The sequence below is a fragment of the uncultured Senegalimassilia sp. genome, assembly GCF_934632265.1.
In the GTDB taxonomy this organism is placed as follows: domain Bacteria; phylum Actinomycetota; class Coriobacteriia; order Coriobacteriales; family Eggerthellaceae; genus Senegalimassilia.
Window position 1 is genome coordinate 1 of sequence record NZ_CAKTYH010000012.1, and the last position, 20945, is coordinate 20945.

Here is a 20945-nt window from a genome sequence, read left to right on the forward strand (position 1 = left end):
TTTCTCTACTGTGCAGATTCTGCACAGTAGAGAAACGCGGCCCACTTTGCTCATCAAGAGAATACGTTGATTAGTAATACAATTGAGGTTGAGCTATAACAAATAATTGTGTGTTTCGGTCTAATACTTGTTAGAATAGCTTGATTATCACATTGAAAGTCAGTAAAATGAGCACTGTGCACATTCTGCACAACCCTCAAATCCAATCGTACATATGTTCGTGTTATACGTTAGACAGGAGCGCAAATGGCCAGCAGGGCAAAAGTGCGCGGCGGGGAAAAGCAGCAGCAATCTCTGTCGTTGGGTAGGGAAACCGTAGAAGAACTTGAGAAAGAAGCGGAGCGTCGCGGACTGAACAAATCTCAGCTTGCAGACCTGTTGCTGAACGGGCAGCTGACCCAATCCGCCGACAAGCCCACCATCATCTCGATCATGAGCTACAAGGGCGGTGTCGCGAAAACGACCACGAGCACCTGCCTTGCGGTTTGCCTTTCGGAGCTCGGCTACAAGGTTCTGGTTATCGATATGGACGGCCAGGGTAATGTCAGCCAGAGCTTGGGCGTCTACGACCCCCGTTCGGAGGAGGCCTGCATCGCCGACGTCCTGTACCAGGCAACCCCAAGCTCCCCACGTATGTCGCTGAGCGAGGTCATGCGCACCACCGACTATGAAAACGTGTTTTGCGTCCCTTCGAACTTCCGATTCGCCGACGCGGACACTCGTCTGAAGGCCGAGATTGCCGGCGGCGTAGATACCCGTCTGCTGTACGCAATCGAAGACCTCATCGACGAAACCGCCAAGAGCGGAGAGCGAAAGTTCGACTACATCATCATCGACTGCGGTCCTCGCCTGGATATGACTACCACGAACGCCATTGTTGCGCTGGAGGCTGGCAACAACGCTTCGCATATCATCATCCCGATCAAAGTGGACGGCTATGCTATCGCGGGCCTTTCGCAGACGATCGATACGATCAACCGCACGGCAAGGGAGCGTCGTCGTCTGCCGCAGCACTGGAAGATTCTGCAGACGATGATCGAGCGAAATACGTCTGCATACAAATATGGCTGCCAGATGATGAAGGAAGCTATCCCGAACGCAGAGTACTTCAACACGAAGATCGAGAAGAGCACCGTGGTTCCTGAAGCAAGTTTGGCGATGGAGCCCCTGATCAAGTATGACCCCAACAGCAAACCCGCGATTTCGTATCGTCTGTTGGCCCAGGAAATCGAGGAAATGAATGCCTAGGAACAAGCTACAAGCCGCACTGAAAAACAACGGGGGAGCAATCGCCAACGTAACGCCGCGTTACGAGAAACTCACCGATGAGCAAATGCGCCTTGCGGCATTCGAGGCCAGAGACAATCAAGACGGGGCCATCACTGATAAGATGGCCAACAGCAATCGTCGGAACACGCTGCTGGCCGAAATGGGATTCGACTGGTTCGATATCGACAACCTGAAGCCGAACCCTAACAACAGCTATACCATCACTGACGAGGATGTGAACAACCTTGCCGGCCTGATTTGGAACAGCAAGGAAGTTGAACCGCTGATTCTGCGAGAAACCGAGGACGGCATCCAGATCATCGATGGCGAGCGTCGTTGGCGAGCATGCAAACTCCTTGCTGAAAAGTATGGCGATGCATGGCGCATGGTTCCCGGCAGATGCCACAAGCTGGGTGCAGTTTCTGATGAGCAAGCAAACTTCATCATGCATTCGAGCAACATCGGGCAGCGAAATATCAAGCCATCTGAACGCGCGCAAGGTTTTAGGGTTCTTGCTGACAAACTGGTAGAGTGGCGCAAAGACGACCCATCCCTGAAGGGCGTGAACACGAAAACGTACCTCGCAGAGCACTTTGGAGTGTCTGAACGAACTGCACAGGTGTTGCTGAACATTGCAAGGAACCTTTCGAAAGAAGGCAACGATCTCCTAGATGCAGGAAGCATCACGCAATCCCAGGCAGAAGCCTTGTCTAAGCTCACGAGCGTGCAGCAAGAAAGCGTGATCAACGCCGTCCACAAAGAAGAATTGACTGCAGAGGAGATAACAACCCTCATTGAAGCAGCAAAAACTTCTAAGCAGGAGCAGCCGATTGAAGAGCTTGTTGCAGCGACGCAAACCAAAACGCTCGAAAAAGCCGTACGAGAGTCCAAAGCACCAAAGGATGTTAACGGCTACCTAAAAACAGCGAGGAACGCTCTCCGACACGCTGAAAGCGCGAAAGGAGAAGCAGACTTCAAGCTGCTAGGAGAAATCAAAGCCCTGGTGCGTTCGATAGAGAAATCACTCGATTAAACGCATCGTATGGAAGTAACGGCAAACGGCCAGTATGAAACCCTCCCAACGAGTGACAAAAACACTTGTAGGGAGGGTTTTTGTCATAGGAAAACGAAACAAAGACAGAAACGAGGGAGTAACAAGAAAAGGTAGAAAAGGTAAAGAGGTGGGTAACAAGCACTTCTTAAACTCGTATGACAAAAAATTGCATGCAGCTAGTACTTTCTTGTTATAACGTGTGGTGCTCACCAAGACTGGTTGGCGTTGGGTTTGCTTATAGGAGCTAATGACCGCAGCTACAGTCCTGACCGAGCACACAACTTGTTTTGCTATCGAAGCATACGTATGTGAACCTTGACGGAACAAGGCCACGATACGAGCGTTTCTCTGCTCGCGTTTCGCTTTGGTTATGCGTTTGGCTTCTTTGCGTAGAACCGATCGCTTTGATTCAAAGAAGTTGATAGCCATTTCTTCTTCAAGTGTCATGCCCAGAAGCTCACGAAGGCGATTCGCGCCGATCAGGTAATAACCTTGCTCTCCGCGCAGGTTGGTGACGGAGTCGACCGATTTGATGATCCCGTCCAGCTCGCTTTGATTGAGCGGGTTGATGAACGCGTTGTTGAAGTCGATTAATTTTCGTTGGGCAATTTCATGCGGATACACCTGAACTGCCGTGTTGTAGAACACGAACGACATGAGCTCGCGGTTTCCTTCGCAGTTGAAATTGCGAAGCTTTTGGAGTTCGGTGATCTTCGCCAGTCGGCTGTTCATCATCGGCTGATAATTCAGGACTGATGCAGTCTTTTTGAACGCTCGCTTGAGGTTATTGCTGCGAATCGGTTCCGCAGCATGTGCACTTGCAAAGCTGGAGAGTCCCGACAAGCTGTACAGCGCATCGAGGGAGTAGTCACACAGTGTGGCGAAACGTCCTGCTTTTGCGTTGTAGGTTCCAGGGATGCGGGAAACGCGGGAAACGTCGAACGTTGCGCGATCCACCGAGATGCCCTGAATAGGGGAGATGACGGAATCAAGCAACGAGGCCATGCGTTTCTGCACGTTTTCGAACAGCTTCACTGATTTGATGTTGACCTGGCCGTTTGCGTTCACGCGGTACGGAATCGACCGCGTGAGAACATAGAACAGCTGCACGCCTCGACCGGAATCGATGGTCATAGTGGGTTGAGGAAGAACGCCATCCGCGACAGCATGCTTAAGCGTGCTGAGCGTTTGGGATACGATAGCGCGGGTTTCCCGAAGGCCCTGATCATGGCAGTCGAGATCGAAGAACAGTGCGTTCAGCTGCCTGACCTGCTCCGATTTACGGCATGCCGAAGTGAACCCGTTGTGGGTCATGTAATAGGCGGACTTCGTGTTGAAGCCCATAGCCGGAAGCGATTCGCTTTTCACTGCGGTGTCCTCCCAGGACCCGCTGGCGTCAGACGAGACCACGTAGTAGCTGTTGCGGTCGTCATGCGTGATAAGCGTGCGGAAAATCTCCCACTCGCTTCCTTGCATGTGGGGGACCGCCGCACCAACTGGTGGTTGAGGCATACTGCACCCTTCGCGACCTGCGGAAACGCAGTCGCTTTCTAGTCGAATGTATTCCGTTTTCGACAATGAAAAAAAGGGTGCAAAAACAAGAACGCCTTGTGAGCGCATGTTCTAAGTGGTAAAATATCACCTGTGAGTGAGTGGTCGATACTTGATCACTTAGGCAACCCCCTAGTTGGCGCTAGGGGGTTCTTTTTTTGTTGTCGATGCAAGCGGGAGCTATGTTGGCGCATAGGTATCCACGCTTGTTACCTGCACAGTCTATAACAAGAAACACTTCGCTGTCCACATTGTTTTGTTATGAAAACGGGCAAAAGGGCTTGATTCGACTTCGCGTTGGTGGTTGTTGCGTGCTCGAAGCGGTTGCGAAACTGTCACAAAACTAGCTTCTCGCCTGGTGTTTTCTGATTGATAGATATAGCTAACCGAGAAATTGTTGCAACTTGTTTCCGAATGGGAAAAAATTGTTATAGTTTGTTGGCCGAACGCCGGTTGACGGTGCTTGGGAGTCGGGCTTTAGCGTATGATATGCAGTCAAAGATCGCTGGAGTCTGAGAGGAGCCTTGGGATGGAAGAGATGCGATTAGCTGACGAGCGACTGAATGTGCTCGAGCATCCCCTTATCGCCGATAAGATGTCGATTATGCGCGACGCTTCCACGGCTCCCTCCCAGTTTCGCCAGCTTGTGCATGAAGTGGCCATGCTGGAAGTGTATGAGGCTTCGCGTGATTTGGCTACGGAGCCTGTTGAGGTGGATACGCCTTTGCAACGTACGGTTGGGAAGCGGATCGCGGGCGAGAATCTTGCCGTGGTGCCGATCCTTCGTGCGGGCATGGGCATGCTGGACGGGGTTCTTTCCGCGATACCCTCTGCTACGGTTGGGGTGTTGGGCATGGAGCGCGATGAGCAGACGCATCAGCCGCGCGAGTGTTACGCGAAGATGCCGAAGGGCATTGCCGACAGAACGGTGTTTTTGATCGACCCTATGTTGGCGACGGGCGGCAGTGCGCTTTCTGCCATCCATTATCTGCGAGAGCGGGGCGTTCGCGATATCCGATTCCTGGTGCTGGTTGCTGCTCCTGAAGGGGTTCGCGCCGTTTTGCAAGAGGATTCCGATGTTCGCATCTGGACGTGCGCGCTGGACGATGGGCTGAACGAGCAGGCATATATCCTTCCCGGTTTGGGCGATGCGGGTGACCGCATCTTCGGCACTTTGTAGGGGGCGTTATGGAAAGCGTGCAGCGTCCTGTCAGCATCGAGGAGATCGCCACGAAAGCGATGGGTGCATCGCGGCCGGTCATCGGCATCGTGCCGACGTATGACCCGAACGAGGGCATCCTTCGCATGAACAACCACTACGCGCAGGCCATCGTCGCTGCGGGAGGGGCGCCGCTGATCGTCCCGTTCACCAGCGATGTCAGCGTGTATGAATCGCTGTTGCCGCGCATCGACGGTTTCGTGCTGTCGGGAGGCCAGGATATCAGCCCCGTTCGATACGGCGGCGATATCACCTATGGCAAGCTTTCCGAGCTGACGCCCGAGCGCGAGGAAGTGGAGTATCTGCTGCTCAGCTACGCGTATCAGTTCGACTATCCATTGCTGGGCATCTGTCGCGGCATGCAGATGATCAACGTGTTCTTCGGGGGTACGTTGTATCTTGACCTGGAGGAGCAGTTCGATGGCATGTGCGCCGCCGACGATGTCCCCGTGCCGACAGAGGGCGTGCAAACGCAATCGGGCGCGCGCGTGAACCATTGGCAGACCAAGGAATACGGGCATCCTACCCATACGGTTTCGATCATGCGCTCTAGCAAGCTCGGCGAGATCTTGGGCTGTGATTCCGCTGCGGTGAATTCCATGCATCATCAGGGCGTTCGTGCGCTGCCTCCGAATTTGGCGGCTGCGGCCTACGGGCCCGATGGCCTGGTGGAGGGCGTGGAGGCGAAGGATTGCCGCTTCCTTATGGGCGTGCAGTGGCACCCCGAGTACTTCGTGGAGGACGGCGGTCATATGGCGCCGCTGTTCCGTGCTTTGATCGATGAGGCGCGACAGATGCGTTGTCGCGAGGGGCGCTGCCATGATTGCCTGCGCATCGATCGCGAGGAATGCGACCCGAATGCCGTGTGGCCTGCGGTCAAGTTCGCGGATTATATCTAGTTCGACGGCTGGGACATTCGGGGTCGCAGGTTTCGCGAAAGGGCTCGATGTGTTAGCGAGCTATGCGCTTGCATAAGGATTCGTGTGGGACCCAGGAGCTGTGTGAGGGCGTGTTTTGCGGCTGGGTTTGGTGGGTCGCAGGGCTGCTTTTCGGCAGCGAAGCGGAATCTGCGAAGCTCACGAGCGTGCTTGTCGGTTAGGTATTTGAGCGAGCGGTTTATTGCTACGCTGAGCGTAGGTCTGCGTGCGTTTGCGAGCAGCTTCGCCGATAAGCGCGATGTGTGTTTCGGTAATAGTGCAGCAGTTGGTTGTTTGAAGGAGTAATCCCAGGTGGATGGTGAAATGCGAGAGCGTGTGCTGGTTGCGATGAGCGGCGGGGTGGACAGCTCCGTTGCGGCGCTGCTGCTTCGCGACGCGGGCTATGATGCAACGGGCGTCACCATGAAGCTGTTCGACAACGAGGTTGCCGGCGCCGGGGGCGCGTGCGTGGTGGGCGAGAGCACCTGCTGCAGCCAAAGCGATGTGGAGGACGCCCGTCAGGTGGCGTTCGGGCTGGGGCTCGAGCACTTCACGTTCAACTTCACGGGAACGTTCGGCTGCGAGGTGATCGATCGGTTCTGCGATGCGTACCTGCACGGCCGCACGCCGAACCCGTGCATCGACTGCAACAGGTATCTGAAGTTCGCCGCTTTGCAGCGCCGCCGTGCGCAGCTTGGTTTCGACTATGTGGCGACCGGCCATTATGCGCGCCGGGCATTCAACGAGCGAACGGGCCGCTTCGAGCTTCGCCGCGGGCTGGATGAGGCGAAAGACCAGAGCTATGTACTGTATCACCTGACGCAAGATGACTTGGCGCATATGTTGTTTCCGCTGGGAGAGCTAACGAAACCGCAGGTGAGAGAGCTGGCGGAGAAGCATTCGTTCGGAAACGCCCACAAGGCGGAAAGCCAGGATATCTGCTTCGTGCCCGATGGCGATTATGCGTCGTTCATTGCAAGGTATATGGGGTTCGGGGACGATGCCGCGCGTGATGACGGTAAGGAGTCGTCGGTTCCTGCGGCGTTCGAGCCTGGGGATATCGTTGACGTTGACGGCAAGGTGCTTGGGCGGCATAGCGGGCTGGTCCATTACACGATAGGGCAGCGCAAGGGTATCGGCATTGCTGCGCCCGAGCCGTTGTACGTGGTTGGCAAGGACGCCGGCGAGAACGTGCTGGTGGTAGGCCCGCGCAGCGAGCTGGGGGTGCGCGAGGTGCGTGCCGGGGATGTGAACCTGATTTCGGTGGCGGAGCTTGATAGGCCATTGCGCGTTACGGCGAAAACCCATTACCGTCAACGAGCGCAGGCTGCCGAGGCGGTTATGGAAGGCGATCAGCTGGTGGTTCGCTTCGATGAGTCGGTTGCTCGTCCGGCGGCGGGGCAGTCGCTGGTGCTCTACGATGGCGATGCCGTTGTGGGTGGCGGCACGATAGAGGCCAGCGAATAGGTCGCTTAGACGGCTTGTTGAGCTGGGACTTCAAAAAGAACGGGACGCGGCTTGAGTTCAAGCCGCGTCCCGTTTTGCGAGATGCTATGGGTGTTGCGTTCGCTACTTCACGATGCGGACGCGGTGGACGCCATCGATGGCCGTGAGCTTGGCGACAAGCTCGTCGGTTGCGGGGGCGTTGAGGTCGAGCATGGTGTAGGCGGCGTTGCCGCGGGCCTTGTTCGTGAGGTTGTCGATATTGGCGCCCACCTCGCCGAACACGCCGGTGATCTGGCTGAGCATGTCGGGCACGTTGGCGTGCAGCACGGCGACGCGGCCGCCCTGCGCGGGAGCGGGGCCCATGTCGCAGGCGGGGTAGTTCACCGAGTTCTTGATGTTGCCGTTCTCCAGGTAATCCTTCATCTGCAGCGTTGCCATGATGGCGCAGTTGTCCTCGGCCTCGGCGGTGCTGGCGCCGAGGTGCGGCAGCACGATGGTGTTCTGCATGGCCATGACCTCGGGCGTTGCGAAGTCGGTGACGTAGATGGCCACGCGGCCGGCCTCGAGGGCCTCGGCCATGGCGGCGTTGTCGACCAGGGTGTCGCGGCTGAAGTTCATGACGGCGCAGCCGGGCTTGGCCACCTCGAGCTCATGCGCGCCGATCATGCCACGCGTGGAATCCATGGCGGGCACGTGGATGGTGACGTAATCGCTGCGATGCAGGACGTCGTCGAGATTGGTGACGTGTTCGACGGAGGGGGACAGGCGCCAGGCGGCCTCGGCGGAGACGTAGGGGTCGTAGCCGAGCACGTTCATGCCCAGGTCGATGGCGGCGTTGGCCACCAGCGCGCCGATGGCTCCCAGGCCGATGACGCCGAGCGTCTTGCCGGAGATCTCCTGGCCGGCGAAAGCCTTCTTCGCTTTTTCGGCGTCCTTGCCGATGGTGGGGGAGTCGGCGTGCTCGCGGCACCAGGCGGCGCCGGGCAGGATGCCGCGGCTTGCCAGCAGCATGCCGCACAGGACCAGTTCCTTCACGGCGTTGGCGTTGGCGCCGGGGGTGTTGAACACGACGACGCCGGCTTCGGCGCATTTGTCGAGCGGGATGTTGTTCACGCCCGCGCCGGCGCGGGCGACGGCCAGCAGGCCCTCGGGCAGGTCCATGTCGTGCATGGCGGCGCTGCGCACGAGCACGCCGGAAGCCTGCGCGATGTCGTCGGTGAGCTGGTAGTCGGATCCGAGCAGGTCGGTTCCCTTGGCGGAGATGTTGTTCAGGCAGTTGATGTAGCGCATGAAGCCCCCTTCGGCGTGTGCGGTTGCGGTTTGCGAACTAAATCTAGATATATGGTGGGTTTGGGGAAACGCAAAGTCAACGATGGGGACGGCGGTCGGCGGATTTGCGGCGGGTTTGGTGGCAAATCGCGAAACCACATGCGGAGAGGTCGGGAAATAGGGGTGCGCGTTTTCGCCCGCGAGCGTTTTCGGGGAGTCGGGCGATTGCGATGCCGGCGGCGACTTCGGCCGTTTTCGCCGATTTTCCGTTTTGCAAACCATATGAATGGCATGGCTGGGGAACGGTTTACTTGACAAGGGTGCTAGAATTATCAGCTGGTATTTGCAGTAATTCGAAGGGACGTGCTATGTCAGGGCATTCTAAGTGGGCAACCACGAAACATCGCAAGGCTGCGCAGGACGCTAAGCGCTCCGCGTTGTTCTCCAAGCTGTCGCGCAACATCACCGTTGCTGCCAAGGAGGGTGGCGACCCGAACCCCGACAACAACGCGTCGCTGGCCGCCGCAATCGAGAAGGCCAAGGGCTACTCCCTGCCCAAGGATAAAATCAAGACCGCCATCGACAAGGCCTTCGGTTCCGGCAAGGACGCCGCGAACTACGAGACCGTCGTCTACGAGGGCTACGGCCCCTGCGGCGTGGCCATCCTCTGCGAGGCGCTGACCGACAACCGCAACCGCACCGCTGCCGACGTGCGCGCCGCGTTCGCCCATGCGGGCGGCAACCTGGGCACCTCCGGTTCCGTTTCCTACATGTTCGAGCGCAAGGGCCAGATCATGGTCTCCAAGGAGATCGAGACGGGCGACAAGAAGCACCCCATGGGCCCCAACGGCGCCGCTGCCGATGAGGAAGAGTTCGAGATGGCCGTCATCGAGGCCGGTGGCGACGACTACGAGGACGCCGACGAGGAGTGGATCGTCTACACCCAGCCGTCCGACCTCATGGCCGTGAAGAAGGCCCTGGAAGAGCAGGGCGTGCAGGTCAAGGGCGCCGAGATGACCATGGAGGCCACCACGCCCGCAACCGTCACCGCCAACGATGCCAAGAAGGTCATGCGCCTGGTGGACAAGCTGGAAGAGCTTGAGGACCTGCAGAACGTGTACCACACCATGGATATCACCGAGGAGATCGCGGCTGCTCTGGACGAGTAAGCGCGCGGAACATCCTTTGCGAATGGAAGGCCTCCCGTCAGGGGGGCCTTTTTGCGCGCTGGGACCTTGCGCTGGGCGGCCGGTTTTGGAAACGGGCGGGCGCAGGAAAATCGTTGGGGGAATGCGAACATCCGTGTGGTAGTATGTCCACGAACAAATGTTTGAACGGATAAGGCGGGCGGATGACGGAACCTCGAACGATCTTGGGTATAGACCCGGGTTTGGCGAACACGGGCTGGGGCGTGGTGCGGCAAGACGGCCCGCGCATGGAGTGCGTGGCGTACGGGTGCGTCTCCACGCCCGCAGGCGTGGAGCTATCGCAGCGCTTGGCGAAGATTCACGAGCAGATTTCGGCCGTGATCAGCCGGTTCGAGCCCGTGTGCCTGGGAATCGAGACCGTGTGGTTCGGCCAGAACATCACGGCAGCCTTTGCCACGGGGCAGGCTCGAGGCGCGGCGTTGGTGGCGTGCGCCCAACATGGGCTTTCGGTCGGCGAGTTCACGCCGCGGCAGATTAAGATGGCCGTGGTGGGCACCGGCTCGGCCGATAAGGCGCAGGTGCAGTACATGGTGAAGAAGCTGCTGAACCTGCAGGTGGAGCCGAAGCCCGATCATGCCTCGGACGCGCTTGCGGCCGCGATCTGCTATACCACCCACGAGGGGTTCGGAGGAGTCGGCGGCGCTAATGCGTTGGCGAAGCTGGAAGCGCGCGGTCGCGTGATGGCCGGTGCGGGAACGGGCGGCGCTGCCGGTGCGGCGGCGCGTAAGATTTTGGAGGAAGGTGCGCGATGATCGCATTTCTGAAAGGTGCGTTGGCGGGCAAGACCGCCGCATGTGCGTATATCGATGTGCAGGGCGTCGGATATGCTGTCGGTATGTCGCAGGGCGCGCTTTCGAAGCTGCCGGCGGTGGGCGAGCCTGTGCAGGTGCATACCTATCTTCAGGTGTCCGATAACGGCATCGCGCTGTACGGGTTCTTGACGCTTGAGGAGAAAGCGCTGTTCGAACGCTTGATTGGAGTCAGCGGCGTGGGCCCGAAGGTTGCGCTGGCGGCGTTGTCCTCGTTCGCGCCCGAAGCTTTGGTGGCGGCCGTGCAGGCGCAGGATGTGGCTGCGGTGCAGAAGATCCCGGGCGTGGGCAAGAAAACGGCATCGCGCATCATCCTGGAGTTGAAGGGTTCGTTCGACCAGGGGCTGGCCAGCTTGTTCGATGCCGCGGGTGCTCCTGCTTCGGCAGCCGCCGCTGCGGCCGAGCGGCTCAAGGGCGCTCGTGAAGCGCTGTTGGCTTTGGGTTTTGCCTCTGCGGAGGCAGATGTTGCGTTAAAGGGCGCGCCCGAAGACGCGGACGAGAACGCGCTGATAAAATACGCCTTGAAACGTTTAGGTAAATAACAGGTTGTGCCATCGGCTTGGCGGATGCGCTGATTTCCCCTACAGGGGTAGGCTTTGCTGGAGCGCCGCCGAAGCTTGGGGCCTTGCGGAATGCGGGGCGCTGCTTTGCTTTTGGCAAGGACGGGGCGGCTTGGAAGAATATGGATGACGGAGCTTGAGCTTTGGCTGATGGAGTGAAAATAGAGGGAATGGTGTTCGAGGCGGGCACCGGTTTCGATGGCGGATCCGCGTCGGCGGCTCCCGTCGGTGCGACCGATCCCTCGCAGCGTGCGGTCACGCCGGATTTGACCGAGGATGACCTTGCGCTCGATCGCAGCTTGCGACCGAAGCGCCTGGGCGATTATCTTGGCCAGACGAAGATCAAGGAGTCGCTTGCCATCTTGATCCAAGCTGCGCAGGAGCGCGGCGACGTTGCGGACCATATCCTGTTCTCGGGACCTCCGGGCCTGGGCAAGACCACCCTTGCCACCGTAGTGGCCAATGAGCTGGGCGCGAACATCAAAACCACCAGCGGCCCTGCCATCGAGCGCACGGGAGACCTTGCCGCGATTCTCACGAACCTTGAAGAGGGCGATGTGCTGTTCATCGATGAGATTCATCGTTTGAACCGCATGGTGGAGGAGGTCCTCTATCCCGCGCTTGAGGATTTCGCGCTGGACATCGTGGTTGGCAAGGGGCCGGCGGCTCGCTCTATCCGTTTGGATTTGCCGCGCTTCACGCTTATCGGCGCAACCACCCGCACGGGTTTGCTGACCGGGCCTCTGCGCGACCGCTTCGGCATCGCGTTCCGTTTGCAGTACTACACGCCCGAGGAGCTGGCTTCCATCGTGCAGCGCTCGGCTTCCATTTTGGATGTGCCCATCTCGTACGATGGTGCGCTTGAGATCGCCCGCCGAAGCCGCGGCACGCCTCGTTTGGCGAACCGTATGCTCAAGCGCGTGCGCGACTGGGCGCAGGTGCGCGGCAACGGCGTCATCGACGAGGACGTGTCCGCGCAGGCACTGAGCTTTTTCGAGGTGGACCCGCTGGGGCTGGACGCGGTGGACAATCGCATCTTGGAGCTGCTGTGCGTGCAGTTCGGCGGGCGTCCGGTAGGGTTGACCACGCTGGCATCGGCGTTGGCCGAGGACCCGGATACGCTTGAGGACGTGTATGAGCCGTACTTGATGCAGCAAGGGCTGCTCATCCGCACGCCGAAGGGCCGTCAGGCAACCGAGCGGGCGTATGAGCACCTGGGCATTTTCCACGAACCGACGAATAGCTAGGAGCGGCCGATGTTCGAGCAAGACTATCTGATGAAGTTGCTGCTGGCGTTTTACCAGGCGATGTTCAAGAGCCTGCGGCGCGTTACCGACGAGGACGAAGATCCGAAGGAAGCGGCCGATACGCTTGACGAGGTTGTCGGAAACGCCGTTGGGATGGACGGCGCCAGCTTGCTGTCGTTGACCCCGGAATCCGTCGTCGGCGTGCTGCAGGTGTCCGGCACCGATCCGCGCGTGACGGAGTTCATCGCACGCAGCTTGTTGCTGTCATCGGAGTATTTGACGCAGGCGAAGCAAGGTGCGCTGGCGTCGTTGCGCGTGGAGCAGGCGCGGGCGATCGCCGATGCGTATGGGATCGATCTGCCCGATGACCCTACCGATCTGTCGGATTTGAAGGAAATGGCCGAGCAAGCAAACGCCTGATAAGGGCGATGACGGGAGCGAATATGGCGAAGATCGTAGCGGTTGATACCGATTTCGAGGACAACTACCTGGAAGAGGCTATGGCTCGGGAAGCGGGCATCGAGTTCGAGGTCACTCGCGGCCGCACGGCCCAGGCGGTTATAAGCGGATTGCTGGAAACCGATGCCGATGCGGCGGTGACGTCGTATGCGATGTTCCCGCGCGAGGTGTTCGAGGCGTGCCCGAACCTGAAGGCCGTCAGCCGCACGGGCGTCGGGTACGATGAGATCGATGTGGAAGCTGCCACCGAGCATGGCGTTGCGGTTTGCAACGTGCCTGGCTATGGCACGGAAGTGGTGTCGGATCACGCCATAACGTTGGCGCTCTCGGTTTTGCGCCGGATCAACGAGCTTGATGCCGATATGCGTCGCGGCGTGTGGGATTATGCGCGCACGCGACCGCTGGGGCAGTGTCGCGGCCGCGTGTTCGGTGTCGTGGGCATGGGGGAAATCGGCAGAGCGGCAGCCAAGAAGGCTGCTGGTCTGGGCTTTGATGTGGTGTGCTGGTCTCGCAGCCTGAAACCCGGCCGTCGCACGCCCGAAGGCTATCCCGTGCTGCGTTTGGAGGAGCTTTTGCAGCAGGCCGATGTGGTCAGCTTGCATACGGCGCTTACCCCCGAGACGCATCATCTGATCAACGCCGAACGCCTTGCGCTTATGAAGTCGGATGCCGTGCTGGTGAACACCGCTCGCGGTGCTGTGGTGGATACGGTGGCGTTGGCCCAAGCCCTTTGCGAGGACAAGCTGTGGGGCGCGGGCTTGGATGTGTTCGAACAGGAGCAGCCCTTCGATTTCGATCATCCCATTATGAAGGCGCCGCACACCGTGCTTTCGGCGCACGCTGCGTATTGGTCGGAGGAATCCGGTCGCGAGCTGCGCGAACGCGCGATGCAAGCGGCTATCGATGCTGTGCAGGGCCGGGTTCCGATTGATTGCTTGAACCCTTGCGTGTTCGATTCATCTGCGAGGTAGTGCTTGACGATGACGTAGCGTCATCCGCTACAGTGATTATTTTTCGGCAGAGTAGATGTCGGTTCGTGGGGTGAAGCGGGACATGGGACAACAAGGCGGCCAAGACTTGATGACGGTTGGAGAATTGGCTTCGCGCGTTGGCGTGACGGTTCGGACCATCCAGTACTACGATCAACGCGGGCTGCTGCATCCCACATGCAAGGGGGAGCAAAATCTCCGCCTGTATTCCTCGTCTGACGTCGACCGTCTCAATCGCATAATCACGCTGAAATATCTGGGACTTTCGCTTGCCCAGATTCAGGAGGGCGAAGGAAGCGACCCTGACGGTGAGCTGACCGCTGCTTTGGCGAATCGCGAGGCGGAGCTTGAACGTGAAAGCGCGAGGATCCTTCGGGATATGAATGCGTTGCAGAGTTTGCGCGCGCATCTTGCTGTGGCCGATCATGTGGATTGGAGCGAATCGGCATCCGCCGTTGGTAGCGTGCGGGATCGTGAGGACATGCTGTGGTCTGCCATCACCGGCGAATCGCTTGAGGGTTGCCCGATTCCCGAGTTATCTCGTGAAGAGGTTATCTGTTGGCATCAGCTGATGGGTGATACGATCGAGGCAATGCATGACGGCGTATTGGCAACCGATGAGCGCGCGCGAGCGCTTGCAATTCGTTTTTCCAGCTTAGGGGGCATGCCCCATGCCCTTGCCGGTTTGAAGCGCTTGGCAAATCAGCGCAGCTCGGGGCCGAAGCAGTACGGCCGTGACTTTTATGCCGGCATTCAACGGCGCACGTTGAGTTTCTTGCAAGATGCGCTCGATTGTTCTCGCTCCGATACGCGGGAATAACCGCACAGGTACGCTTATCGTTGTATTGACGGTGACGTAGCGTCGCTCGATAACGTTTTCCCCTGCAGTGATAACTCAATCAGAGGGGGAGACGATGATCGTATCGTGGATGACCACGAATCGTTGCAACTTGAAGTGCGCTCATTGTTATCAAGACGCAGACGAGTGCGATAACCGAGAACTGTCGACCGAAGAAGCGCGCGCGATGATTTCCGACATTGCACGTGCAGGTTTCAAGATCATGATTTTCAGCGGCGGTGAGCCACTTATGCGTGATGACATTTTCGACTTAGTAGCTCATGCGGCATCGTGCGGACTCCGCCCGGTATTCGGCAGCAACGGAACCTTGATTACGCAAGACGTTGCGCGAAAGCTGAAAGCGGCGGGTGCGTGCGCTATGGGCATCAGCATTGACAGCCTTGACGCGGAAAAGCATGACAAGTTTCGCGGGGTCAAAGGTGCGCATGCGGCAACGCTGGCGGGAATCGAAGCCTGCAAAAGCGTCGGTCTGCCATTCCAGATTCACACCACTGTGGTTGATTGGAACCGTGATGAGGTGTGCGGCATCACTCGGTTTGCTAAGGAATTGGGCGCGATGAATCATTCGGTGTTCTTCCTGGTGCCGGTTGGGCGTGGCAAGGACATTTCTGACGAAAGCATCGACGTTGAGCAGAACGAGCAGCTGCTCGCTGACATTTTGCACGCTGGTTGTGATGCTGGTATCGAGGTCAAGCCTACGTGCGCGCCGCAGTTTATGCGCATCGCCGAGCAGATCGGCGTGCAAACGCGCTATACGAGAGGTTGCTTGGCGGGGTTGACCTACTGCGTGGTCGGAAGCGAGGGCATTGTGCGCGCGTGCGCATATATGACCGAAGATGCCGGTGACGTGCGCAAACAGCCGTTTGATGAGATTTGGCAAGCCAGTCCGGTGTTCCAAGAACTGCGCACGCAGGCATATAAGGGCGCGTGTGGAGCGTGCGATTACAAGGGCGTTTGCGGCGGATGCCGCGCTCGTGCTGCGTATTACCACGATGGGGACATTTTGGGACAGGACGATTATTGCGCATGGGGCATGAAGAGCGCAGCGCGGGATGCGTCCGGCGTATCGGTCGCTTAGCGGGACAAACCAATCCAAAAGGAGCAAGCAATGAATAAGGCTGCAAATAGGGCCGTTGCGCTTTCGTGCGCGTTGGTTGTGGGCGTAGGGTCGTTTTCTTTGGCGGGGTGCTCGTCGCAAGGAGATCCCGCTGCATCTGAGGCGGGCGAAACGAAGGCGTCGGCCATGCAGGGCGCGTATACCTTTACCGATGATTTGGGTCGCGAAGTGACGGTTACGTCGCATGATCGCGTGGTTGCCGGCATGGGCAGTTTCGCAAACGTGTGGGAGCTGGCCGGCGGTACGCTGGTCGGTGCGTCCGACGACGCTTTCTCCGATTACCACATTGCGTCTGATGCGCAGAAGATCGGCGATTTCTCGTCGCTCGACGCCGAATCGATCATCGCGCTCAACCCCGATTTCGTGATTTTGACGGGGTCGAGCAGCGGCCGCGGCGGCGGTGTTGCGCAAACCGAGTTGGCCGATACGCTTACGGCGGCGAATATCCCCGTGGCGTATTTCAAGGTAACCACGTTCGAGGACTATCTGCGCATGCTGCGTACCTGCTGCGATATCACGGGCGACGAGCAAGCGTATGCGGAAAACGGTCAGGGTCCGGCCGATAGGATCGCCGAGATTTGCGCGAAGGCGGAAGGAAAGCAATCTGGCAGCGCCGTGGTGCTGACCACGTATTCGGGCGGCACGCGCGTGCAGTCTTCCTCGACGCAGACGGGGACCATGCTTGCCGATTTGGGTGCGCAGAACATCGCCGATTCCGATAAAGGCCTATTGTCCGATTACAGCCTGGAGTCGCTGATCCAGGACAATCCGCAAACCATCTTCCTTCTACCTATGGGCAATTCGGATGAGGCGGCGCAACAGGCGCTAGCCGAGCAGACGACGCAGAACCCGGCATGGGCGCAGCTTGATGCAGTGAAGAACAATCGTGTGGTGACGCTTGATCCGCAGTTGTTCCAGTACAAGCCGAATGCTCAGTGGGATCAGGCGTATCAAGTCCTGTTCGATGCGCTGTACGGCGAATAGGTTGATTCGTGCGCGGGAATCGACTCAAAACGGTTGCGGCGACGGATTGCGCGCGACATCGCTTTCGCACGATGCTGCTTGTTCTGCTTTTGGCGCTTGCCGGCGTGGTGTTCGCTGGTCTGGCGCTGGGGTCTTCGTCTATCGGTGCAAAAGACGTGGTGGCGTACGCTATGGGCAACGCGTCAGACATGGCTGTGAACGTGCTGGCGAACGTGCGCGTGCCGCGCGTCCTTGGGGGCGTGCTTGCCGGTGCGGCGCTTGCCGAGGCGGGCGCGCTTATCCAGGCAACGCTGAATAACCCGCTGGCCAGCCCGAACATCATCGGCGTCAACGCTGGATCCGGCCTGTTCGTTTTGCTGTTCGCATGCGTGGCTCCGCACGCGCTGGGCGTGTCGGCAGCCGGTGCGTTTGCGGGTGCGCTTGCCTCGGCGTTGCTGGTGTTCTTCGTATCGTCGTACGCAGGAGCCTCGCGCCTCACCATCGTGCTTGCCGGCACGGCGCTCACGTCCATATTCACGGCAGGAATGAATGCGATCCTTATTTTCAATCCGGATGCCTACGTGAACTCATCCGGGTTTTTGGTCGGAAGTCTTTCGGGCGTGATGACGTCTGAGCTGGTGATTCCTGGGTGCGCGATCTGCATCGGGCTGCTTGTGGCCGCAGGCCAGGGAACGCGTCTTAACATCTTGTCGTTGGGAGATGAGGGTGCGCACGCGCTGGGGTTGAACGTACGGCGAACCCGGCTGACGTTGCTTTCGCTTGCGGCGCTGCTGGCGGGTGCCTCGGTTTGCTTTGCCGGGCTTATCGGGTTCGTCGGGCTGGTCGTCCCCCATATCGTTCGCTTCTTCGCTGGTCACGATAACCGTCGCGTATTGCTGCTTTCGCCTGTTGTCGGGGCCATCGTGGTGTGCGCGTGTGACACCGTTGCACGCACGCTGTTCGCGCCGTTTGAGATCCCTGTGGGAATTTGCATGGCGCTGATAGGCGGTCCATTCTTCATTTATCTGATTCTTCGTTCGCGGAAAGGAGAAGTCGATGGGCGATCTTGAGTTCGACGACGTCGTATTCGGGTACGGCAGCAGCCTTTTGTTCGACGGCTTTTCCGCGTCGTTTCCGAAAGGGAGCATCAGCTGCATCGTCGGGCCGAACGGTTGCGGGAAATCGACGCTTGCGAAACTTGCCATGGGGCTGGTGAAGCCGACGTCGGGGCGCGTGCGCGTTGCCGGGCGCGATGTGTCGTCGCTGGCTGCTCGCGATCGAGCGCGTCTTTTAGGCGTGTTGGTGCAGCAGCAAGAGGCGCCGATGATGACGGTGCGCGAGCTGGTGATGTGCGGAAGGTTCCCGTGCTGTGGGTCGTTTTCGCGCTTGAGCAGGGAAGACGAAGAACGCATCGACGAGGCGCTTTTGCTTGCCGGCGTGCCTGAGCTGCGCGATCGTCCGCTGCAGAGCTTGTCGGGCGGGCAGCGGCAGCGCGTGCGCATGGCTATGGTGCTAGCGCAAGATACGCCGATCGTGCTGCTTGACGAGCCAACGTCGTTCATGGACGTGGCGGCGTGTTTCGATATGGTGCGGCTGATTCGCCAGGTTCGGCAGCGCGGCAAGACGGTTGTCGCGGTGATTCACGATTTGAACCTGGCGCTTTCGGTTGCTGACCAGGTGTTTGTGATGGAGCGAGGACACTTGGCCGCGCGGGGTGAACCGAAGGATAGCGTCGTTCGTGTTGCTATCGAGCAGTCCTTCGGCGTGCGCTTGGAGCACGTGCAGACAAGCTGCGGCACAGCCTGGGTCCCTTTCGAGTCGCGTGAATGAATCTGCCCCCGTAGCGTTCCGGCTCGCCATCTTTTAAAAGGTGGCGAGCCGGAACGCTACGGGGGCATTGGCTCATAACCGGCGTTGTTGGTACAGGCCGTTGTCGGCGAAGCCCTGCTTGCGGTAGTAGCCGCGTGTGCCGATGGCGCTGATCACGTTTACGGCTTGGTATCCGTTTTCTCGGGCGATATCGCAGGCTCGCTCGATGAGCTTGCGGCCAAGACCTCGGTGCTGGGCGTTCTCGCCGCCTTGGTGCAGGCCGGCAACGCGCCCATATACGTGCACCTCGCGGATCATGGCTTCGCCGGCGTTAATGGGTAGGTCGAAAGCGTGTGCTCTCACGTATTCGGCGTTCGGCATGGACAGGCGCAAAAAGCCCGCGATGCGGTTGTCGGGCGTTGTCCATTGCAGGAACACCTCGTGGGTGTTCGTCGTTTCGTAGGCGATTTCCGAAAGCGAGAGCTCGTCGCTTGCGGCGGCCCCAAAAGCGATTTCGCGGGAGCGAATCTCTTGCACCGGTCGGGCTCGTTTTGCGAGTTCCAGATCGACCAGTTGACGCAGGTTCACTTTTTTGTTGCCGGTCATGATGTCGTGTGCCGAGATGTCGCGGATTATACGCGAGATGCGCGTGAACGGCGGCGTGATCAGCACGTCATCGGCTAGCAGGTTGACCAGCTCCTGCTCGGTATAAGGGCGCCAGTTGCCGTCGCGCCAATGCGCGACCAATCCCGTGCCGTCCACAAGCGCGCAAGGGTACAGCTTGATCTCGTCGGGCTTGAAGGCGGGATGTTCGACCATGCGGCGATAATCGACGGCGTCGCTTTCGGGCGTTGCGCCGAGCAGGTTCGTCATGAAGTGCGCATGCGTTTTGAAGCCGAAGATGCGGGCAAGCTCGAAAGCCTGCTGCATGCGATCGACGCCGATGCCTCGATGGTTCGCGGCAAGGATGCGCTCGTCCAGGCTTTGGATGCCCATCTGCAGCTTCGTGCAGCCTAGACGGCGCAGCATGGCAAGCCGTTTGGGCGTGACGGCGTCGGGGCGTGTCTCCACCACAAGGCCCACGCAGCGGTGCTCGGCGGACTCGTTGTTGCGCTGAAGGACTTCCAGCTGGGAAAACGTTGCAGTCTGCCATTGCGCGGCAGCGGCCCAGCCGTTACCGGAGATGCCGTTCTCCAGGCTGTTGAACGCGGCAGATTCGAGGAAGGCGCTCTGCGCATCGTTGGTTGTATCGGGGCAAGAAGAAGCATCGACGGTTGCGGCGTCGCGGTCGACCGGTTGGTGATGAGGAATATCGTTGTCCGCGCGGGTTCCGCAAGCGTACAGGTTTCGAACCGTTTCGTTGTAGGAGGCGTTGCCGGCAGTGACGCGGGCTTGTGCTTCGGCGGCCCAGTCGGCAAGGTCGTCTCGCTCGCAGGCTATGCCGGCGTTGCGGTATTGCTCGCGGCGCGTTTCTGATTCACGTTCTACCGTGGCTTCGCGGCTCATGTCGTTCAGAGCGCGGAACAGCTCGTGCATGTACCAGATTTGGTACGCTTCGGGGTAGTCGCTCCAGGTGCCGCCCAGGACGATGAGCTCCACCTTATCAGTGACGTGCCCCATTTGATGCAGCGTGCGCAAACGGGCGGTGACCTGCAGATACGGGTCGAACCAGTTACGCTCGGCGCGTTGGCAGGCCGGCTCGTCGTGCAGGTAGCTTTTCGGCATGCGCACGTCGTTGGGACAGTACAGGCACGCGCTCGAGCACGGCCAGGGCTTCGTGAGCACGGTGACGGTGGCCACACCGGAGGCGGTGCGGCGCGGTTTGACCTGCAGCGTCCGAACCAGCAGGGCCTCTTCGGCGGGCGAGACGCCCCAGGTGCGCCATTGCTCCGGGCGATGCTCCTTCGCTTCTTGATAGAACGGTAGCAGCTTCTTTTTCGCTACATAGCGAACAGGACCGGCCACCTCGCGGTTTCGGGTGCGGATGATGCGATCGAGCGCATCGGGGGCAAGCGGGGCGTTGGTGCGGCGGATCTCGCCGAGGATGTTCTGCAGTGTCTTTTCCATAGGCGGTATTGTACGGCATCGCGCAAAAGGGCGAAGGGACGGCGCGCCCGTGTCGAGAAAAGCCGTGTAACTGTGTATATCGGGTCGCGTGCGAAGCTAGGAGCAGGGTATGCGGTAGCTATGGTTGGGAACG

19 protein-coding genes are annotated in these 20945 nt (G+C 59.2%); 16 read left to right on the forward strand and 3 right to left on the reverse strand.

All coding sequences use genetic code 11. The features are described 5' to 3' along the window. The first annotated feature begins 246 nt into the window (after positions 1-246). Positions 247-1248: a ParA family protein gene (locus Q0H50_RS01930; protein WP_294418771.1), complete on the forward strand. Its 1002-nt coding sequence runs from the start codon at positions 247-249 to the stop codon at positions 1246-1248. Continuing rightward, positions 1241-2302, forward strand: coding sequence for a ParB/RepB/Spo0J family partition protein (locus Q0H50_RS01935; RefSeq protein ID WP_294418773.1), 1062 nt, complete (start codon positions 1241-1243; stop codon positions 2300-2302). The genes Q0H50_RS01930 and Q0H50_RS01935 overlap by 8 nt, the downstream gene beginning before the upstream one ends. Here Q0H50_RS01935 and Q0H50_RS01940 read toward each other — a convergent pair. Then, positions 2291-3835 carry a hypothetical protein gene (locus Q0H50_RS01940; RefSeq protein WP_294418776.1) on the reverse strand — a complete coding sequence of 515 codons (1545 nt, stop codon included), beginning with the start codon at positions 3833-3835 and terminating at the stop codon, positions 2291-2293. The genes Q0H50_RS01935 and Q0H50_RS01940 overlap by 12 nt on opposite strands. Before the next feature lie 577 nt (positions 3836-4412). On the opposite strand from Q0H50_RS01940, the gene upp reads away from it, so the two are divergent. From upp to mnmA, 3 genes are all read left to right on the forward strand, one after another. Continuing rightward, a complete protein-coding gene (gene upp, locus Q0H50_RS01945; protein ID WP_294418867.1) occupies positions 4413-5054 on the forward strand; it encodes a uracil phosphoribosyltransferase in 642 nt (213 codons plus the stop codon). Positions 5055-5062: 8 nt separating this feature from the next. Continuing rightward, positions 5063-5992 carry a gamma-glutamyl-gamma-aminobutyrate hydrolase family protein gene (locus Q0H50_RS01950; protein ID WP_294418783.1) on the forward strand — a complete coding sequence of 310 codons (930 nt, stop codon included), beginning with the start codon at positions 5063-5065 and terminating at the stop codon, positions 5990-5992. A gap of 330 nt (positions 5993-6322) precedes the next feature. Beyond that, positions 6323-7477, forward strand: coding sequence for a tRNA 2-thiouridine(34) synthase MnmA (gene mnmA / locus Q0H50_RS01955; protein ID WP_294418788.1), 1155 nt, complete (start codon positions 6323-6325; stop codon positions 7475-7477). 102 nt (positions 7478-7579) lie between these two features. Here the strand turns inward: mnmA and Q0H50_RS01960 are convergent, their stop codons facing one another. Continuing rightward, the gene (locus Q0H50_RS01960; protein ID WP_294418792.1) at positions 7580-8746 is read right to left on the reverse strand and encodes a phosphoglycerate dehydrogenase; all 1167 of its coding nucleotides are present in this window, start codon (positions 8744-8746) and stop codon (positions 7580-7582) included. 347 nt (positions 8747-9093) lie between these two features. On the opposite strand from Q0H50_RS01960, the gene Q0H50_RS01965 reads away from it, so the two are divergent. From Q0H50_RS01965 to Q0H50_RS02015, 11 genes are all read left to right on the forward strand, one after another. Further along, on the forward strand, positions 9094-9894 hold the full coding sequence (locus tag Q0H50_RS01965) for a YebC/PmpR family DNA-binding transcriptional regulator (RefSeq protein WP_118350296.1): 801 nt from the start codon (positions 9094-9096) through the stop codon (positions 9892-9894). Between the two features lie 182 nt (positions 9895-10076). Next, positions 10077-10685, forward strand: coding sequence for a crossover junction endodeoxyribonuclease RuvC (ruvC, locus tag Q0H50_RS01970; RefSeq protein WP_294418804.1), 609 nt, complete (start codon positions 10077-10079; stop codon positions 10683-10685). Continuing rightward, complete coding sequence (ruvA, locus tag Q0H50_RS01975) at positions 10682-11284, forward strand: Holliday junction branch migration protein RuvA (RefSeq protein ID WP_294418805.1); 603 nt, start codon at positions 10682-10684, stop codon at positions 11282-11284. Before ruvC ends, ruvA begins: the two co-directional genes overlap by 4 nt. A gap of 161 nt (positions 11285-11445) precedes the next feature. Next, positions 11446-12549 carry a Holliday junction branch migration DNA helicase RuvB gene (gene ruvB, locus Q0H50_RS01980; protein WP_294418808.1) on the forward strand — a complete coding sequence of 368 codons (1104 nt, stop codon included), beginning with the start codon at positions 11446-11448 and terminating at the stop codon, positions 12547-12549. A 9-nt stretch (positions 12550-12558) separates the two neighbouring features. Continuing rightward, positions 12559-12969, forward strand: coding sequence for a hypothetical protein (locus Q0H50_RS01985; protein ID WP_281624086.1), 411 nt, complete (start codon positions 12559-12561; stop codon positions 12967-12969). A gap of 23 nt (positions 12970-12992) precedes the next feature. After that, on the forward strand, positions 12993-13979 hold the full coding sequence (locus Q0H50_RS01990; RefSeq protein ID WP_294418820.1) for a C-terminal binding protein: 987 nt from the start codon (positions 12993-12995) through the stop codon (positions 13977-13979). 109 nt (positions 13980-14088) lie between these two features. Beyond that, positions 14089-14817 carry a MerR family transcriptional regulator gene (locus tag Q0H50_RS01995; RefSeq protein ID WP_294418823.1) on the forward strand — a complete coding sequence of 243 codons (729 nt, stop codon included), beginning with the start codon at positions 14089-14091 and terminating at the stop codon, positions 14815-14817. A 109-nt stretch (positions 14818-14926) separates the two neighbouring features. Next, positions 14927-15934, forward strand: coding sequence for a radical SAM protein (locus Q0H50_RS02000; RefSeq protein WP_294418870.1), 1008 nt, complete (start codon positions 14927-14929; stop codon positions 15932-15934). 30 nt (positions 15935-15964) lie between these two features. Continuing rightward, positions 15965-16957 carry an ABC transporter substrate-binding protein gene (locus Q0H50_RS02005; protein WP_294418825.1) on the forward strand — a complete coding sequence of 331 codons (993 nt, stop codon included), beginning with the start codon at positions 15965-15967 and terminating at the stop codon, positions 16955-16957. An 8-nt stretch (positions 16958-16965) separates the two neighbouring features. Then, on the forward strand, positions 16966-18006 hold the full coding sequence (locus tag Q0H50_RS02010; protein WP_294418847.1) for an iron ABC transporter permease: 1041 nt from the start codon (positions 16966-16968) through the stop codon (positions 18004-18006). Further along, positions 17993-18766, forward strand: a complete 774-nt coding sequence (locus tag Q0H50_RS02015; protein ID WP_294418849.1) for an ABC transporter ATP-binding protein — start codon at positions 17993-17995, stop codon at positions 18764-18766. The genes Q0H50_RS02010 and Q0H50_RS02015 overlap by 14 nt, the downstream gene beginning before the upstream one ends. A gap of 72 nt (positions 18767-18838) precedes the next feature. On the opposite strand, the gene Q0H50_RS02020 is transcribed toward Q0H50_RS02015, so the two are convergent. Then, complete coding sequence (locus Q0H50_RS02020; protein ID WP_294418852.1) at positions 18839-20812, reverse strand: GNAT family N-acetyltransferase; 1974 nt, start codon at positions 20810-20812, stop codon at positions 18839-18841. Positions 20813-20945 lie beyond the last annotated feature (133 nt).

Coding starts and splice junctions, on each gene's coding strand:
- ruvC (WP_294418804.1), top strand. CDS start 10,077: ATGACGGAACCTCGAACGATCTTGGGTATAGACCCGGGTTTGGCGAAC.
- Q0H50_RS02005 (WP_294418825.1), top strand. CDS start 15,965: ATGAATAAGGCTGCAAATAGGGCCGTTGCGCTTTCGTGCGCGTTGGTT.
- Q0H50_RS02020 (WP_294418852.1), bottom strand. CDS start 20,812: ATGGAAAAGACACTGCAGAACATCCTCGGCGAGATCCGCCGCACCAAC.
- Q0H50_RS01930 (WP_294418771.1), top strand. CDS start 247: ATGGCCAGCAGGGCAAAAGTGCGCGGCGGGGAAAAGCAGCAGCAATCT.
- ruvA (WP_294418805.1), top strand. CDS start 10,682: ATGATCGCATTTCTGAAAGGTGCGTTGGCGGGCAAGACCGCCGCATGT.
- Q0H50_RS01960 (WP_294418792.1), bottom strand. CDS start 8,746: ATGCGCTACATCAACTGCCTGAACAACATCTCCGCCAAGGGAACCGAC.
- upp (WP_294418867.1), top strand. CDS start 4,413: ATGCGATTAGCTGACGAGCGACTGAATGTGCTCGAGCATCCCCTTATC.
- Q0H50_RS01990 (WP_294418820.1), top strand. CDS start 12,993: ATGGCGAAGATCGTAGCGGTTGATACCGATTTCGAGGACAACTACCTG.
- Q0H50_RS02015 (WP_294418849.1), top strand. CDS start 17,993: ATGGGCGATCTTGAGTTCGACGACGTCGTATTCGGGTACGGCAGCAGC.
- Q0H50_RS01950 (WP_294418783.1), top strand. CDS start 5,063: ATGGAAAGCGTGCAGCGTCCTGTCAGCATCGAGGAGATCGCCACGAAA.
- Q0H50_RS01940 (WP_294418776.1), bottom strand. CDS start 3,835: ATGCCTCAACCACCAGTTGGTGCGGCGGTCCCCCACATGCAAGGAAGC.
- Q0H50_RS01935 (WP_294418773.1), top strand. CDS start 1,241: ATGCCTAGGAACAAGCTACAAGCCGCACTGAAAAACAACGGGGGAGCA.
- Q0H50_RS01995 (WP_294418823.1), top strand. CDS start 14,089: ATGACGGTTGGAGAATTGGCTTCGCGCGTTGGCGTGACGGTTCGGACC.
- Q0H50_RS02000 (WP_294418870.1), top strand. CDS start 14,927: ATGACCACGAATCGTTGCAACTTGAAGTGCGCTCATTGTTATCAAGAC.
- Q0H50_RS01985 (WP_281624086.1), top strand. CDS start 12,559: ATGTTCGAGCAAGACTATCTGATGAAGTTGCTGCTGGCGTTTTACCAG.
- Q0H50_RS01965 (WP_118350296.1), top strand. CDS start 9,094: ATGTCAGGGCATTCTAAGTGGGCAACCACGAAACATCGCAAGGCTGCG.